A 15,044-nucleotide genomic window follows, 5' to 3' on the forward strand; every position below is an offset into this window, starting at 1 on the left:
GTCTTCCGATGCGCCAGGGCAGCCCGAGACCGATGGGTGCCCGAGCAAGCAGACCATGAGGAGGACCAAGAAGTGATCCGTGTCCCGCGCGTGGTGGCCGCCGCGACAGCGGCCCTCGCGGTGGCGCTGGGGTCGCCGGGGATGGCGCAGGCGGCGCCGGAACCGGAGCCCGGGCGGCCGTCCGCTCCAGTGTCGCCGGTGTCTCCGGGAATGGCCGAGGGCTGGACGATCACCGGCTCCGGGCAGGCGAAAGAGCTGGTGTGGCGCTCGCCCCGGAAGGTGCCGGTGGGCGACGCCCGGGTCGAATTCCACAGCGGGAACCGCCGGTTGGGCGCCCCGGTGCCCGCCGCCGACGGGCGCACCTTCCGGCTTCCGCTCGCCGGGGTACGCCTCGGGAAGGCGGAGGACCTGCGGGCCGTGGCCGCGGGTCGCCGTCTGGACGCGGCCGGAGAGAAGGCCGCCAAGGAGCGGCGCAGACTCGAGAGTCCGGCAGTTCCGTCGGCTCCGTCCCAGGCGGCGCCCGTGAACGAGGTCGACCCCGGTGTCACCGGCCCGTTCCGCACGGTCAGCGGGGAGTACTCGCTGCCGTCGGTGCGCCTGCCCGGCTACGACGCCAAGGTGGAGATGAAGGCGGCGGTGGTCGCGCCGGCGGGCGCCACGGGCCGCCGCCCGCTGGCGCTGTTCCTGCACGGGCGCCACATCACCTGCTTCAAGGGCGACGACGTGGACCTGGCGTGGCCGTGCCCGGCCGGCCAGAAGCCGGTGCCGAGCTACCGCGGTTACCGGCACGACCAGAAACTCCTGGCCTCGCAGGGATATGTGACCGTTTCGATCTCGGCCAACGGCATCAATGCCCAGGACGGGGGAACCGAGGACGCCGGCGCACAGGCCCGTTCCTCGCTGGTACGGCTGCACCTGGCGCGCTGGGCGGACTGGGTCGCCGACCCGTCGACGGCCCCCGCGATCGTGCGGCAGGCGCCCCGGGCCGATCTCGGCGATGTCCTGCTGGTGGGCCACTCCCGCGGCGGCGAGGGCGTCAACCGGGCCGCACTGGACAGCCTGACCCCGCCGCCCGCCGGACAGGACGGCTACACGGGCCGGACCCGCTGGACGATACGCGGCACCGTCCTGATAGGCCCCACCATCTTCGGGCAGAACCCCGTACCCGATGTGCCGTCCATGACGATCCTGCCGGGCTGCGACGGAGACGTCTCCGACCTTCAGGGCGAGATATTCGTCGACGGGACCCGCGGGGTCAGCCGCGGCAAGGCCCTGCACAGCGCGGTCTACATGACCGGCGCCAACCACAACTTCTTCAACAGCGAGTGGACCCCGGGCCAGGCCACGGCACCGTCCGAGGACGACTTCTCCTACGGCGGCGACGAGCACGACCGGGTGTGCTCGCCTGGGACCAGCACCCGGCTGACGGCCAAGCAGCAGCAGAAGGCCGGCTCGACGTACATCGCCGCCGCGGCCCGGCTGTTCGTCACCGGTGACGACCGGGTCCGCCCGCTGCTCGACGGGACCCCCGTGCGCGCCGCATCCGCCGGCCCCGCCCGGGTGCTGACCCATGCCGTCGGCGCCGCCCGCTCCGGGGCGTTCCTGCCCGGCTCCTCCGCCAGGATCAGCGGCGGCGGCCGGCTGTGCGCCCAGGTGGATCCGCGCCCCTCCGTCTCCTGCCTCCCCCCGAACCTTGAGGCCTCCTCTCCCCACTTCGCCCAGTGGGAGACCGGTAAGGAGCCGGGCCGGCACGCACTGGCCATGAAGTGGAGCCGATCCGGCACCGCCACCGAGCTCAGCCCCGCCCGCCCGGTGTCCCTGTCCCGCGCGAAGGCACTGGCGCTGCGTGTGATCGTCCCGCCGAACAGTGCCGGGACCAAGCTGGACGTCGGCCTGACCGACGCTTCCGGCAAGCGGGCGGCCCTCGGCCAGGTCCGCCTCGACGGCCTGCCGGGCACCAGCCGGACCTCCTCCTACTGGGCGCGCGAAATCCGCGTACCGCTGTCCGCCGCGACCCGGGCGGGCCTCGATCTCGGCCATGTCAAGACCCTGCGACTGACGCCGCGCACCGCGTCCGGGAAGGCGTGGCTGATGGACGCCTACGGCTGGCGGCACGGCACTCCCGCGGTCGAGCCCGCCAAGCTGACGCGCGTGGACATCGGCCGGACGACCGTCAAGGAGGGCGACTTGGGCACGCGCACCTACCAGGTGCCGGTGCGGGTCTCCGGCACGGGCAGCGGCAAGGTCCGGCTGTTCGTGGACCAGCCGGGCAGCGAGTACCCGGCCGTGCGCGTCGTGACGGTCCAGCCGGGCACCCGCGTCGACGTACCCGTGACGGTCAGGGGCAACACCCGCTACGCCGACGACGTCGACCATCCCGTGGCCGTGAAGACCGTGCGCGGCGCGGTGGTCGGCTCCCACCGGGGCGGACTCACCGTGGAGAACGACGACCCCAGGCCCACGATGACCATGACTCCGGTCGCCGACCAGGTCACCGAGGGGAAGCCGCTGGTCTGGCGGATCAGCCTCTCCAAGGCCGCCGACGTCCCTCTCTTCGGCGACCTGTTGATCCTGCCCGTCTCGGGCGGCACCGAACTGTCCACCAAGGACGTTCCCGCGGCCTGGCTGGACGAGCACTTCGACGCCTCGCCGACCCCTGAACGTCCGCTGTCCCGGCTGCCGGACGAGCCTCGTCTGTGGTTCCAGCTGCCGGCGGGCGGCCGGACCGTGGACGTGGCCGTACCCACGGTCACCGACCAGGTGAGCGAGGGGAAGGAGGCACTGCGGTTGCGGCTGGAGACCTACGACGACGGGGAGCCGGCCGAGGGCCCGGAGTTCACCGGCACGGTGCGCGACGCGTCGTGACGCGGTCGCAGTCGTGACGAAGTGGGGCCCGTGCCCGCGGACATCCGCGGGCACGGGCCCCATCCAGCGAAGTCAGCCGGCGGCATCCGGATTCGCCGCCAGCCGCCACAGCGAGGTCACTTCCGCCCTCCGGGCGGAGTGCAGGGGATCGGCGGGGTCGTGGGCCCGGGGATGCAGCGGCCTGGCGTCAAGGCGCCCCACCACCGTCAGGCCGGCCCGGGCGAACAGTTCGGTCAGTTCCGTGCGGGAGCGCAACCCCAGGCGCTCGGCGAGATCGGAGATGACGAGCCATCCCTCACCGCCGGGTTCCAGATGGGTGGACAGCCCGTCGAGGAATCCGCGGAGCATCCGGCTTCCCGGGTCGTACACCGCGTGGTCGAGCGGCGTCCGGGCCCTGCCGGGGAGCCATGGCGGGTTGCAGACAATCAGCGATGCCCGGCCGTCCGGGAACAGGTCGGCCTGTCGGATGTCCACAGTGGAGGACACGCCCAGTCGGTCGATGTTCTCCCGCGCGCAGGCGAGCGCACGAGCGTCGAGGTCCGTAGCCACCACCCGCCGGACGCCGCGCCGCGCCAGGACGGCGGCCAGCACCCCCGTGCCGGTGCCGATGTCGAAGGCCGTGCCCCGCGACGGCAGCGGCGCCTCGGCCACCAGGTCGACGTACTCGCCCCGCACCGGGGAGAACACACCGTAGTGCGGCGTGATCGACTCGCCGAGCGCCGGCACGTGGACGCCCTTCTCGCGCCATTCGGCGGCTCCGAGTACCCCCTGAAGCTCACGAAGTGACACAGCGTAGGGTTCGTGGCACTGCCCATACGCCTGCTCGCAGGCCAGCCGCACATCCGGGGCCCGGCGCAGGGGAATGACATGCCCCGCCTCGACCGGCAGGATCAGCATGCCCAGAATCCGCGCTCGCCTCGACCGCGTCTGACGGTACAGATGGAAGCTCTGCGCCGGTGACGTCCCGGGCTTCGGCGGTTTACGGTCGACGCGGCGTGCCAGCGCACGCAGTAACTGACGAGCGTTGTGGAAGTCACCGCTCCATAACAGCGAGGTTCCTTCGCACGCCAGACGGAACGCAGCGTCGGCGTTCATCCGGTCATCGGCCACCAGTATCCGTTTCGGCGGCGGCGCGCCGCTCTCCGACCGCCACAGCGCGCGGCGCTCCTCTCCCGAACTCTCCAGCCAGCGAATGATCTCTTGCCTGTTCACCCCTTCATCATCCCCGCGCCGCTGCCGGCCTTCGACCGGTCGTGGCGGTCACCAGGCCCGCGTCGCGGTGTCGGACGTCCTCCCGGCGTCTCCCGGAAAACCCCTCGGAAACGGACCGATGGCCGTGTCCCCGCCCTGGTTTCGGGCGGGGACACGGCCATGTCCGCGGGGGCGGGGTCAGTTGGCGTTCACCAGGTCGTGCGCCGGTACGGTGACCGTCCGCTTGTCCGGCTTGCCGCCGAGCACGATCTTCCGCAGGGCGCTGTTGTTGTCGAGGTTGGTTTCCTTCAGCCGCTTTTCCGGGTTGGCCAGCACCTGGATGTAGTAGGTGCCGTTGGGCACATCGGTGATGTCGAAGGACTGGCCGGGCAGGTCCTGGGTGTAAGTGTCGCCGGAGCCGACGTCCAGCACCTCGCGGACGGAGATCGAGTTCTCCTCACCGCAGGCGGTGGCCAGGTCCGTGTTGTACGGGTGCCAGTTGGCGTTCTTCACCGTGTAGTCGACGGCGTCGGTGTTGGCCAGGCAGAAGGCCTCCTTGCCGCTGCGCACGGCCTCCTTCTTGTCCGCCTTCAGCAGCCGGTAGCTGGCAAAGTCGGTGAAGTGCCAGTGCACGTGCCCCGGGCGCGGGTCCCACTCCATGGTGCCGGTCGGGGTGTAGCCGACCTGCTTGCCCTTGGCGTCGTAGAAGTACTGGAAGGCGTCCATCTTGGCCTTGCCGGGCGAGCGGAATCCGTCCACCACTAGCTGTGCCGGGCCGGCGTTCCAGACGTTGGCGCTGAACGTCAGGTAGTCCTTGCCCGGGATGTCCTTCTCGCCGTCGCTGATGGTGATGCCGTAGGCAGGCAGCGAGCGCAGGTCCGGCTTGGGGACGTCCGGGACGGAGGGCTTGCCGGCGGGCCGCTTCGACAGCGGTTTCAGGGCGGGCGCCTGACGTGATCCGTCGGTCTGGCCGCCGCCGTCCCCGGCCTGCGGAGACAGCGCGGCCTTCTGCTTCTTCAGCGCCCAGGGCAGAGCCGGCGGCGCGGCCCTCAGCGGACCGTGGCCCACGTTGTACGAGGGACCCGCACCGCTCGTCACCGGCGCGGCTGCCTCGGCGGGGGACGGGGCGTGCCCCGGCCCGTGACCGGCGTGCGCGGCCGGCGCCTGGTGACCGGCAGCGTGCCCGGCGTGCTCGCCTGCCTTCGCGGACCGGGGCGCCGCCTCGGTGGCGCCCTCCTCGTCCTCGTAGCTGCCTTCCACCACGGTCACCTTGACCGTGGCCGCCCTGTCGGCAATGCCGAACAGGTCGCGGTACTTCTTGGCGACACGGACCTTGGCCGTGTACGTTCCGGCCGGCACCTGGACGGGCTCGGTGTAGGAGCCCGCGTACGTGTTGGCCGCCCAGCCCTTCTCGACGCCCCACACGGAGCCGAGGGTGAAGGGGTTGGTGGGGCAGCTCTCCGGATACTTGGAGGTGGAGGGCGCGTCGGGCCGCACTCGGCCGCTGGCGTTGTTCGGGCAGAAGTCCTCGAAGCGGGTGAGGACCTTCTTGCCGGCTTTGTCGGTGAGGGTGACCTCCGCGAAGCCGGGAAGCCCGGAGAAGTCCTTCACGGTGCCCGCCGGCAGCTTCTTCGCCTTGGCCTTGCCGCCCTCGTACACGGTCTGGGTGACAGTGACCGGGTCCTTGTAGGACTTGCGGGTCACCTTGAGCTCGAGCGGCTTGCCCTCGGCGATGAGGTAAGTGCCGAGGTCCAAGTACACACCCGGCTCCTCCTTGTAGGAGGTGAGCTTCACCGAGGTGGTCGCCGCGATGAGGCTCAGCTCGGGGCCCTTCGCGGCCTTCGCCGGTTTCTGCGCTGCGGCCACGATGCCGGCCGTCACGGCCGTCACGGCGATGGCCGTGGTTCCGGCGAGCAGCGTACGGCGCAGCCGAGCGGTGCGCTTTCTGGTCATGGTTCCCTCGTTCTCCGGTGCTGTGAGAAGGAAGCAGGCGGCACGGCGCGTCGCGGAAGTCCGGGCCAGGGCCGTCACGTGAGGGGCGTTTGCTTCGCCCGCAGTGTGAGAGGAACGGGCCGGGTCCCCGGTTGTCCGAGAGACGGAAAAAGAGCGGGTGTTTGGCTGAATGCCGTCGTGGTGACGAGATCCGGCCGTTGCCGGCTCACCTCACCTGCCGCTCCGGCGCATTCGGCGCCGCACCGCTGGCCCTGGCCGGTGTGGTCGTCGGCCGGCTGGCTCCGGCCCGCTCGCGCCGCATCGGCTGACACCAGCGAATACGAGCGCGCGTCCGGGGATGCCTGATGGGCCATCAGCCTTGTTGCGTCACGGTGACCGTGACCAACGGGACGAACGCCAGGCCTTCTCCGCTGTCAGCACCCGGCGGGGTTCCGACACTCCGCAGGCGACGGCGGGTTCCCGCCGGGCATGGCGGTCGCCGAGGCACTGGGCCCGCACCCGGAGGCGACGTGACGGCGGGCGTCCCGGGTGATGTCCACGGTGCCGGGAGTGGGGAAAACACCTCCACAGCTTCGCTGAGACCGGGGAAGGGGCGCTTCGACCTCCCCAGGCGTGGACGGCCCTTCCCCGGTCGGCACCGTCCGTCTACCCCGGCACTCCGCCGCCATGCCCGGCCTGCCCTGTGTGCACGGCCGCCGTCAGGTGATCGAGCAGGTCCTGGGGCATCGCCTCCTGCCCGGTCACGTCCGCGCATCGCGGCCCTGGCCTGCCGCCTACCGCGCCTTCGGCACCGACCCGCGCCGCATCCGGCCCAGCGTCGACGCCCTCGGCCGCCGCATGGCCAAGAAGGGCACGCTGCCCCGCATCAACCCGGCCGTCGGCGCCTCCCGGCCGGGGGTTCTCGATGGTGTCGGGTTCGCCAAGATCGTCTACACCGACACCACCGATGTGCTCACCCGGCACTGGAACCACCGTGACGCCCACCGCACCCGCGTCACCGAAGACTCCGCCCACGTCCCCTTCGTCCTGGAGACCGTCGACTGCCTGACTCCACCCCCTTGAAGTCCGCCCTGGCGTCCGGCGCCGGGCCGGATGCCGCTCCTCCCTCTTCACCTGCATGGAAGGCACCACGGCGGGGCAAGCGGACTCTCTGAATTGGGGAGGATGCCATGACCATGACGCAGCAGCCCGTCGAGCCGGAGGACAAGAGCACCGCTTGCTGTGCGCGGCACCACAGCGGAAGCACGAGCACGAAGCCCGGGGCCGAAGCACCCGAAGCAGCGCATGAACGGGTCAACCGCCGCTGGAACGAGATACTTCAGGAGACTCGGGTCACCCAGACCGGCGTGCAGATCCTCTTCGGTTTTCTGCTCAGCGTGGCCTTCACCCCCCTGTTCAGGGAACTGCAGACGCTGGACCGCGCCATCTACGTCGCCACCGTGGTGCTCGGCGCGGCGGCTACCGGATCGCTCATCGCACCCGTCTCCATCCACCGCTTCCTGTCCGGTCAGCGGATGAAGGACGATCTGGTGAAGGCCGCCGGCCGCTTGATGATGTGCGGCATGGTCCTGCTCGCCCTGACCATCGGCTGCACACTGCTGCTGATTCTCCGTTTCGTCGTTCCCGGCGTGCTCGCGGAGGTGCTCGTCGGCGGGGTCATGCTGTGGTTCGGCCTCTGCTGGTACGTGCTGCCGCTGTACCTGCGACGCCGCGCCGATCGGCGCTCCCGCACACCCGACGCGTAGCCGCTTCGCGACCTGGGGCGGGTGGACGGGGGCGTTCCGCTCGACCCCAGCCCCGGTCACCGGGTCATGCGTCGGACGCGCGGACGGACGTGATGAAACTGGGTTCAGTTCCCGCAAGAACAGTGAAGAAACCAGGGAGATCGGCCGTATGTTCTTCGAATCGCCGGGCACACGGAGCGACGGAGGTCGATAACTATGGTTCCCCTGCTTCTCGTTCTGCTTCTGGCTCTGATCCTCTTCGGCGCGGGATTCGCGCTGAAGGCCCTGTGGTGGATCGCCGTCATCGTGCTCGTCGTCTGGCTGCTGGGCTTCGTGATGCGCAGTGCGGACACAGGCGGCCGCAAGAGCCGCTGGTATCGCTGGTAACCCAGCACAAGAACAGAGTCGGCCTGTGGGCTCCGGTGACACCGGGGCCCACAGGCATGTCCTGCCTCAGGACATCTCCTCCGACGAACGGTGTAGGCACCACCTTCCCGGGCACCCGGCCTCACGACTGGGGCCCGGTGAAGCAGCGGAACCTGTGCCTCCAACCATCGGGCCCCAGCCGGAACGGCACCATCCTTCACGGATCGGTTCGTCGAGGCGGCCACCGCTGGTCATCGGGGCGCGCTCCCGCGGCTCGGCTCACGCCTCAGCTCCCTCGCCCAGCGCTGCAATCCGGGATCGGCCAGGCTTGCGCCGAGCCAGTCGTGGTCGAGGCCGGTTCCCGGGGCAAGGGACGGTACGACCGCGACGTACAGCCCGGCGGCACGGGCCGAGGCGATCCCCGTGGCCGAGTCCTCGAAGGCGACGGAACGCCTCGGGGCCACACCGAGTGTTTCGCAGGCCGTGAGGTAGAGCTCTGGTGCGGGTTTGGGCGCACGAACCTCGTCGGCGGCGAACGAGTGGGTGAAGCAGTCGGCGAGGCCTGCCGACCACAGCGCCGCGTCCAGCAGCTCCCGGGGGCTGTTGCTGGCTACGGCGATGGGGACGGCCGCCCGGCAGGCACGCACCAGCTCTGCCGCCCCGGGGAGCGCTGCGGCACCTCGGGCAAGCTCCTTGCGGACCCTTGCGAGCAGATCGGCGGCGAGTTCGGCCCCGGCGCCGGGTCTCCCGAGGTATCGGGCCATGGCCTCTCCCGCGGCATCCACGCTCCGGCCGATCACCAGGGCTTTCTGTTCGGGACCGAAGGGATGGCCGTGCGCCGCGAAGATCGCCGTCTCCGCGACGGTCCAGCACGCTTCGGTGTCGACCAGCAAACCGTCGCAGTCGAAGACCACGGCCTCGGTGCCGGTGGGGAGTGAGCGCATGCGGATGTCCTTTCGCTTCAGGTGATGCGCGGTTGACCGTGCGACGACGGCCGGTGGACCACGGTCGCGTCGATCGCTTGACTCACCGGCCGAACGCGGGCCGGACGTCGAAGGCTGCTGTGGCGGTGCCGGTGACGCGGTCGAAGTAGCCGTGGACGGTGAGGAGTTCCAAGGTGATCATGAGCGATCACTCTAAGTCGGCAGCCGACGAGATAGCCAGGCTCCTGCCCGGAATCGGGCAGGATTGCCGCGATACGCTCGCCACCACGATCACCCGCCGGAACGAGTTGCTCGGGCTCCTGCTCCCGGTGGCCGCCGACCAGGCCGCACCGACCGACGATGGCGTCGATGACCGATGAGTTTCTGCGTGGGCGACAGTCAGAGATCATGGTTGGTGCGCTGCGACCGCGTGGCGGTGGGAACCTGCGCCGACCGAGTTTGCCGAGAACCCGGACACGAGACACCGAGGAACCAAGATGCGCACCCTGATCAGCACTGCCTTCATATCGCTCGACGGCGTCGTGGAGGCCCCGGGCGGCGAGCCCGGTTACCGGAACTCCGGGTGGACCTTCAAGCACACCGAGTTCCTCCCCGAGGCCTTCGACATCAAGGCCCGGGAGCAGCAGGAAGCCACCGCGATGCTGATGGGCCGGAACAGCTACCAGGCGTTCAGCCCGGTGTGGCCCGACATGGAGGACTTCGCCGACTACAAGGTGATGCCGAAGTACGTCGTCTCCACCACCCTCGGCGAGGAAGACCTGGTGTCGAACTGGGGCGAGACGACGATCCTGCGCTCACTCGACGAGGTGGCCGCGCTGAAGAGAACCGAAGGCGGCCCGATCATCGTCCATGGCAGCGCCTCCCTGAACCAGGCCCTCGCGGACGCCGACCTCATCGACCGCTACCACCTGCTCGTCTTCCCGCTCCTGCTCGGAGCGGGCAAGAGGCTCTTCAGCACCACGGACAAGGACACCCAGAAGCTGAAGCTGGTCGAGCACGAGGTCTATGCCAACGGCCTGCAGAAGAACGTGTTCGACGTCGTGCGCTGACGGGGGCTCCCGGGCTCGCTCCGCCGTCGCGCCTCGGTGGTTGCGCGGCACGCGGCTGTTCGGACCCTACAGGTCGAACTCCACGTGTTCGATGTCGGTGAAGCGAACCTCCTCCAGTGAGCCGGCGCGGCGGCCGCTGTCCTGGAAGTACACCTCCTTGAGCGCTTCGGCGGCGATGTCCCGAAGTTGCTGGTCGGCGGCGCCGGCCTGCTGGGCGTCGAAGAGACGGGCGGCGTACTGCGGCGGCAAGGCCACGGTCAGGTGCCGCAGCCGGGCGTCGTCGGTCGTGCCCACCGGCGCGGTGTAGCCGATCCGGGCGCGGGTGTCGATGACGATGCCGCCGGTGGTCGCCGCCCGCTGCCGCGCCCGGGCCCGGATCTGCGGCTGCCACCGCTTCTTCACCTCGCGTTCCAGGCGCGCGGCGAGATCCGGTCGCGGCTTCTTGATCTGGCCCTTCACATACCGCTCGACGGTGCGCTGGGAGATCCGCAGCATCTGGGCGACCGGCTTGGTGCCCTTGAGCTGCTTGACGAGGTACCGCATCTGTGCGGGCGCGCTCTTGGGCGCCGGGCGGGTGAAGGACTTCTGCACCGCGGCGTCCAGGCCGTCCCCGAACAGGCTCATCGCCTTCTCCTACTCGCCGTTGTCGATGTCGGTGACGGTGCCGTCCTTGATGTAGCGGGCGAGGTTGAGCTCCGGGGCGTTGAACCGCTCGCGGATCTCTTCGCCCCACAGGACGCTCTGGGTGCCCTCGTGCTTGACCAGGCCCGGGTTGACGCCAAGTTTGAAGCCGCCGGGCAGCGGCTTGCCGTCCCGGTACGGAAGGAAGTCCAGCGGTGAGGTGCCGTCGGCGGCGTACACGACGCAGTCGGAGAGGATCGCCACCGGGTACTGCCCGGTGAACGCAGCATGCTTGACGATCTTGCGGTGGAGGTTGACGCGGGTGCGGGAGATGACCGCCGCGCGGATGTCCGGCCGCCAGGTCGGGCGGGACAGCGCCCGCCACGGCCGTCCCGGCCGCCAGCCTTCGCCTCGCGGACGCTCGCGCAGCTTGCCCAGGCCGCCCTTGACCGTGGCCTTGATCGCCGAGACGACGACGGTCAGCTGCGGATCACGCTCCTGGTAGCCGTCCATGGCCGCGAGGAAGTCGGCCGGCTCCATGTCGGCGTGCACACCGAGGTCGGCCATCGTGGCGAGGTAGGCGTCGCGCAGCCGGTTGTACCAGCCGTCCAGGTAGCGGCCGTTGTCGTGGCGCACGTATGCCTCGATCGGGCGCACCTCGTAGCCCATCTCGACCGCGTAGGCCACCGTGGGCGTGGCGTACCAGGCCGGTGCCTCCGGCCGCTCGCCCTTCGGTGTGAAGGGGCTGGGCAGCAGACTCGCGTCCAGATCCGCCCACTTGTCCTTGCCGATCCTCACTCGGGACAGGTCGACGTGGGACAGGTCCACCAGCCAGGAGCCGGGCAGCTTCGGGTCGAACGGCGGCGCCTTGACGTGCGTCGGCTCGCCGAGGCCCACGATCAGGCCGTTGGCTCCGGCGGCGAAGGCCATGTTGACGTCGATGCCGACCAGGTTGCGGCACATGCATTCGGCGTCGGTGAGCGGTCGGGCCCAGTCGTACGCCTCCTCGAACAGTTTCTCGCCGGGGCCGCGGACATGGAAGCGCGGCAGGTCCGCCAGGAGCGGGTGCCCGTCGGGGGCCTCGCACGGAGCGCAGTCCACCGGGTCCTTGCCCAGCGAGCCGGGGTTGTGCTCGGAGTGCCGCTTCCCCGTCCGGTCGGGTTCGGAGGCGCGGGTCGGCGGGTGCAGAGCGGTCATCAGCTCCAGGCCCGTGACGGCGGTGGAGCCGCGCGGCGTCATCACCCGGGACGCGTAGACGCCCAGGATCCGGGCGAGCTCCGCGGGCGGTAGCTGAGCGGCCTGGCCCCAGTGGCGGGAGTCGAGGGCGTGCCAGGACGGGATGCACAACTGCACGCAGTTGCGGTCCGAGCCCTGCGCTGGGCGGTAGATCCGTGCCCACGGACCGAATCCGCGCTTCGTCAGCTTCCAGTCGGCGCGCGCGAGTTGCTTGATGACCTTGTGGTCCTCCGGGATCCGCCCGGCGAGCCGCTCCTCGTCGGTGAGGGCGACCGGCAGGCCGTAGCGCTCGAGTGCGGCCTCGGTGAGCACGAGCAGCGGGTCGGCGTCCTTGCCCGGGCCGCACAGCTTCGGCTGGCCGAGCTTCGCCTCCGTCAGTGTCCACTCGACCAGGGCCGGGATGCTCTTGGCGGGCACGTCCAGGATCAGGCCGCCGGTGCAGTATGCGAGGACCCGGCCGTCCGCGTCGACGTCGACGACCGCGAGTGGGCCGTTCTCGAAGCGCTGGTCGGTGTCGCCCGCGGGGGCGCCGGCCGGGGGCGCCTTCCGCGTGCCCGGCCGGTGCGGCGTGGCCGGGCTCTTGGCGGTGGGCGCCGGGCGCGGCGTGGCCTGTTCGACGGGGGTGGCGGGAGCAGCGGGGGCGGGGGCGGTCTTGGTCTTCTCGTGCTCCGTCGTGACCGCGGCGTCCGGGGCCGGGCCCGCGGACCGGGGCTGCTCGGCCGGGCCGGGCGGGCTGGTGAGCGTGGAGGGTGCCGCGGCGGGGGCGGTGACGGGCACGGGGTACAGCTCCGCGAGCTTGTTCAGCAGCCGTGCGTAGGCCTCCCGCTCCGGTCCGCGCGGCTCGACCGGCTTCTTGACCGACTCCCAGCCGGACACCGTCGCCCGACGCACCTTCAGCGCGCCGGCCACCTCGTCCAGCGTCAGCCCGTGGGCCTGGCGCAGCCGCTTGCGCTCCTCCGCCGGCGGCAGCGGGGCGCGGGACGCGACGAGTGCGTCGACGGCGTCGAACAGTTCGGACATGGGACACCTCCTGACCGCACCCTAGCCGCAAGAACCGTACACACGACGCATCCCTTGCGTATCCCTCCCGTACAAGGGGCGTACGAAGGAGGAGGGGTCGCGGGTTGCGTCCGTTCCGGGCTCTGATCAGCCGCGGTGGCGTCAGGAGAGGGCGGCGTCGTCGACCGTGGCCCGCATCTCCAGCAGGCCGTCGACCCCGGTGATCTCACAGAGCCGCTGAACCTGTGGCGAGGGCGCGACCACGCGCAGGGTCCCCGTCTGGTGGGTGAGGATCAGCAGGTTCAGGAACGTCGAGTCCGCGAAGGTGACGCCAGAGGCATCCAGAACCACCTTCGGATGCTCGCCGACCGCGGCCTTCAGCGCCTCCGCCAACGGCGTGATCGAGTCCATGTCATAGGAGCCCCGGGCGGTGATGACGCAGGCCCCGCGCCATTCGTACCGGAGCACCACAGCGCCCTTTTCGGCATGCCCGGCCGCCTGTTCCGGCATTCCCGTTCCGCCGGGGTTGCTCATGAGCGTCGGCGAGGCGGCATCGTCCCAGGGCACCTTTGGACTCCTTCTGTGGCTCTCCCCCGCGGGAGCATGTCATCCATTACCTGAAAACTATGTCATGTAACCAGGTTCCGGCAACGGTGGTCCCCTAAAATGCTGAACATGGTCGGAGTGCCCGCATCCCACACCGGTTGGACGTTCATTACCAGTCACGCTCGCGTCCTGGCAGTCATCGCCGACAATCCGAACGTCCGTATCCGTGACATCGCCGCTCGCTGCCGGCTCACGGAGCGCGCCGTCGCGCGGATCATCTCCGACCTCGAGCAGGACGGGTACCTCTCCCGCACCCGGGAGGGGCGCACGAACACCTACCGCGTCGAGCCCGACAAGGTGCTGCGACACCCGGCCGAAGCCGGGCTCTCGGTGGCCTCTCTGCTGTCCCTGCTCGTACGGGACGAAGGCGAGCGCTTCGGCAAGCCGGTCACCCAGTAGCACCGAGGTGGAGCGGTTTGAGGAGTGCGGCGCCGAGCAGTGGTTCGGGGTGTGGTCGTCGTGTGGTCGTCGGTCACGCCGCCCGACTGAACGACATCACGGGCAGCAGGAACGCAGGGCCCTACGGACCTGGAGTGGTGTCGAGGTCGGCGCGCAGCACGTGGTGGTCGGAGTACGGGGTCGGACGCACGCGGTGCCCGAGCGGGGCGATGCCCCGCAGGAAAACGTAGTCGAACTTGCTCTGCCAGTCCGTGGTCGGTTCGCAGGCACCGGCGGACGAAGGGCGACACCCGGGATCCGCGTCCGTGGCCAGTGACCATATCCGGGTGAGTTCGGGAGCGTCGGGCACGGCGTTGAGATCGCCGAGAAGGATCACGCGGTCGTGTCGTGCGACGTCCGCGGCCAGTACGCCGGCCTGGTCCGCCCGGACCGCCTCTTGGCGTCGTTGGGCGAGGTGGGTGTTGAAAACGCGGACGGTGCGGCCGCCCACGGTGGTGGTGACCGCCATGTACCCCCGGTGTTCGGACCCTCCGTCGGGGTACTCCACCTTGACGTGGTCCGTCATCGGTGCCGCCGAGAGGATCGCCTGGCCGAAGGCCCCCGGGTTCCACGGTGCTCCCCCGCAGCGGCCCCAATCCCGCAGAACCATCCCGTACTCGACGTGGTACACCAGCCCGTGAACGCTCCTCAGATACCTGCGGATCCTCTCGACGTCGCCCACGCAGGCCTCTTGCAGACCGATGACCTGAGGGGCGTGAGTGGCGATCTCCGCCGCCCTGTGAGCGTTGCTCGCGTCGCAGGGATTGCAGATGTTCCACGTCATGACCCGGTTCGGTACGACGTCCCTGGCGTCGCCGACGGGCAGGGAGCCGGCGAAGACCGCACCGCTCGGTGCGCTGGGGCCGACGAGCGCGATGCAGATGGCTGCCATCGCGACCGCGAGCAACCGTGTGCCCCTCCCGACCACCGCCGCCTCCCCACTGTGGACCACATGGCATCGGGCATCCCCCTGGATGAGGTTATGGGACGGGGCGGTCGGCTGCGCACCGCCCGCGAAACCACCTCACGAGCCTCTGCTCTACTCCTCCGCA

General features: G+C 70.4%; 14 protein-coding genes and 1 pseudogene. 8 read left to right on the forward strand and 7 right to left on the reverse strand.

Annotated features, from left to right (window positions below; genetic code table 11):
• Nucleotides 1-72: 72 nt before the first annotated feature.
• Complete coding sequence (locus tag IE212_RS23870; RefSeq protein ID WP_190199967.1) at nt 73-2,865, forward strand: alpha/beta hydrolase; 2,793 nt, start codon at nt 73-75, stop codon at nt 2,863-2,865.
• A gap of 72 nt (nt 2,866-2,937) precedes the next feature.
• Here IE212_RS23870 and IE212_RS23875 read toward each other — a convergent pair whose 3' ends face one another.
• On the reverse strand, nt 2,938-4,077 hold the full coding sequence (locus tag IE212_RS23875) for a methyltransferase (protein ID WP_190199968.1): 1,140 nt from the start codon (nt 4,075-4,077) through the stop codon (nt 2,938-2,940).
• A gap of 177 nt (nt 4,078-4,254) precedes the next feature.
• Nucleotides 4,255-6,009 (reverse strand): lysyl oxidase family protein, encoded by a 1,755-nt coding sequence (locus IE212_RS23880; RefSeq protein ID WP_190199969.1) that lies wholly within the window; start codon nt 6,007-6,009, stop codon nt 4,255-4,257.
• Between the two features lie 161 nt (nt 6,010-6,170).
• Here IE212_RS23880 and IE212_RS23885 point away from each other — a divergent pair, with 161 nt between their 5' ends.
• From IE212_RS23885 to IE212_RS23900, 4 genes and pseudogenes are all read left to right on the forward strand, one after another.
• Nucleotides 6,171-6,317: a hypothetical protein gene (locus IE212_RS23885; RefSeq protein WP_190199970.1), complete on the forward strand. Its 147-nt coding sequence runs from the start codon at nt 6,171-6,173 to the stop codon at nt 6,315-6,317.
• A 454-nt stretch (nt 6,318-6,771) separates the two neighbouring features.
• A pseudogene (locus IE212_RS23890) lies at nt 6,772-7,047 on the forward strand (hypothetical protein); the annotation flags it as partial.
• A gap of 131 nt (nt 7,048-7,178) precedes the next feature.
• Nucleotides 7,179-7,754, forward strand: a complete 576-nt coding sequence (locus tag IE212_RS23895) for a DUF6328 family protein (RefSeq protein ID WP_190199971.1) — start codon at nt 7,179-7,181, stop codon at nt 7,752-7,754.
• Nucleotides 7,755-7,949: 195 nt separating this feature from the next.
• Nucleotides 7,950-8,120, forward strand: coding sequence for a DUF5670 family protein (locus IE212_RS23900; RefSeq protein WP_190199972.1), 171 nt, complete (start codon nt 7,950-7,952; stop codon nt 8,118-8,120).
• Between the two features lie 230 nt (nt 8,121-8,350).
• On the opposite strand, the gene IE212_RS23905 is transcribed toward IE212_RS23900, so the two are convergent.
• Nucleotides 8,351-9,043, reverse strand: a complete 693-nt coding sequence (locus tag IE212_RS23905; RefSeq protein WP_190199973.1) for an HAD family hydrolase — start codon at nt 9,041-9,043, stop codon at nt 8,351-8,353.
• Between the two features lie 179 nt (nt 9,044-9,222).
• Between IE212_RS23905 and IE212_RS23910 the strand changes: the two genes are divergently transcribed.
• Both IE212_RS23910 and IE212_RS23915 read left to right on the forward strand, forming a co-directional pair.
• On the forward strand, nt 9,223-9,402 hold the full coding sequence (locus IE212_RS23910) for a hypothetical protein (protein WP_190199974.1): 180 nt from the start codon (nt 9,223-9,225) through the stop codon (nt 9,400-9,402).
• A 117-nt stretch (nt 9,403-9,519) separates the two neighbouring features.
• The gene (locus tag IE212_RS23915) at nt 9,520-10,092 is read left to right on the forward strand and encodes a dihydrofolate reductase family protein (protein WP_190199975.1); all 573 of its coding nucleotides are present in this window, start codon (nt 9,520-9,522) and stop codon (nt 10,090-10,092) included.
• Between the two features lie 66 nt (nt 10,093-10,158).
• On the opposite strand, the gene tpg is transcribed toward IE212_RS23915, so the two are convergent.
• From tpg to IE212_RS23930, 3 genes are all read right to left on the reverse strand, one after another.
• On the reverse strand, nt 10,159-10,716 hold the full coding sequence (gene tpg / locus IE212_RS23920; RefSeq protein WP_190199976.1) for a telomere-protecting terminal protein Tpg: 558 nt from the start codon (nt 10,714-10,716) through the stop codon (nt 10,159-10,161).
• Nucleotides 10,717-10,725: 9 nt separating this feature from the next.
• Nucleotides 10,726-12,969 carry a telomere-associated protein Tap gene (gene tap, locus IE212_RS23925; RefSeq protein WP_190199977.1) on the reverse strand — a complete coding sequence of 748 codons (2,244 nt, stop codon included), beginning with the start codon at nt 12,967-12,969 and terminating at the stop codon, nt 10,726-10,728.
• A gap of 141 nt (nt 12,970-13,110) precedes the next feature.
• Nucleotides 13,111-13,515, reverse strand: coding sequence for an STAS domain-containing protein (locus IE212_RS23930; protein ID WP_229864565.1), 405 nt, complete (start codon nt 13,513-13,515; stop codon nt 13,111-13,113).
• Between the two features lie 108 nt (nt 13,516-13,623).
• Here IE212_RS23930 and IE212_RS23935 point away from each other — a divergent pair, with 108 nt between their 5' ends.
• Complete coding sequence (locus IE212_RS23935) at nt 13,624-13,953, forward strand: helix-turn-helix transcriptional regulator (protein ID WP_190199978.1); 330 nt, start codon at nt 13,624-13,626, stop codon at nt 13,951-13,953.
• Nucleotides 13,954-14,074: 121 nt separating this feature from the next.
• Here the strand turns inward: IE212_RS23935 and IE212_RS23940 are convergent, their stop codons facing one another.
• A complete protein-coding gene (locus tag IE212_RS23940; RefSeq protein WP_190199979.1) occupies nt 14,075-14,884 on the reverse strand; it encodes an endonuclease/exonuclease/phosphatase family protein in 810 nt (269 codons plus the stop codon).
• Between the last annotated feature and the right edge of the window lie 160 nt (nt 14,885-15,044).

The sequence above is a fragment of the Streptomyces djakartensis genome (assembly GCF_014651075.1).
GTDB classification, from domain to species: domain Bacteria; phylum Actinomycetota; class Actinomycetes; order Streptomycetales; family Streptomycetaceae; genus Streptomyces; species Streptomyces djakartensis.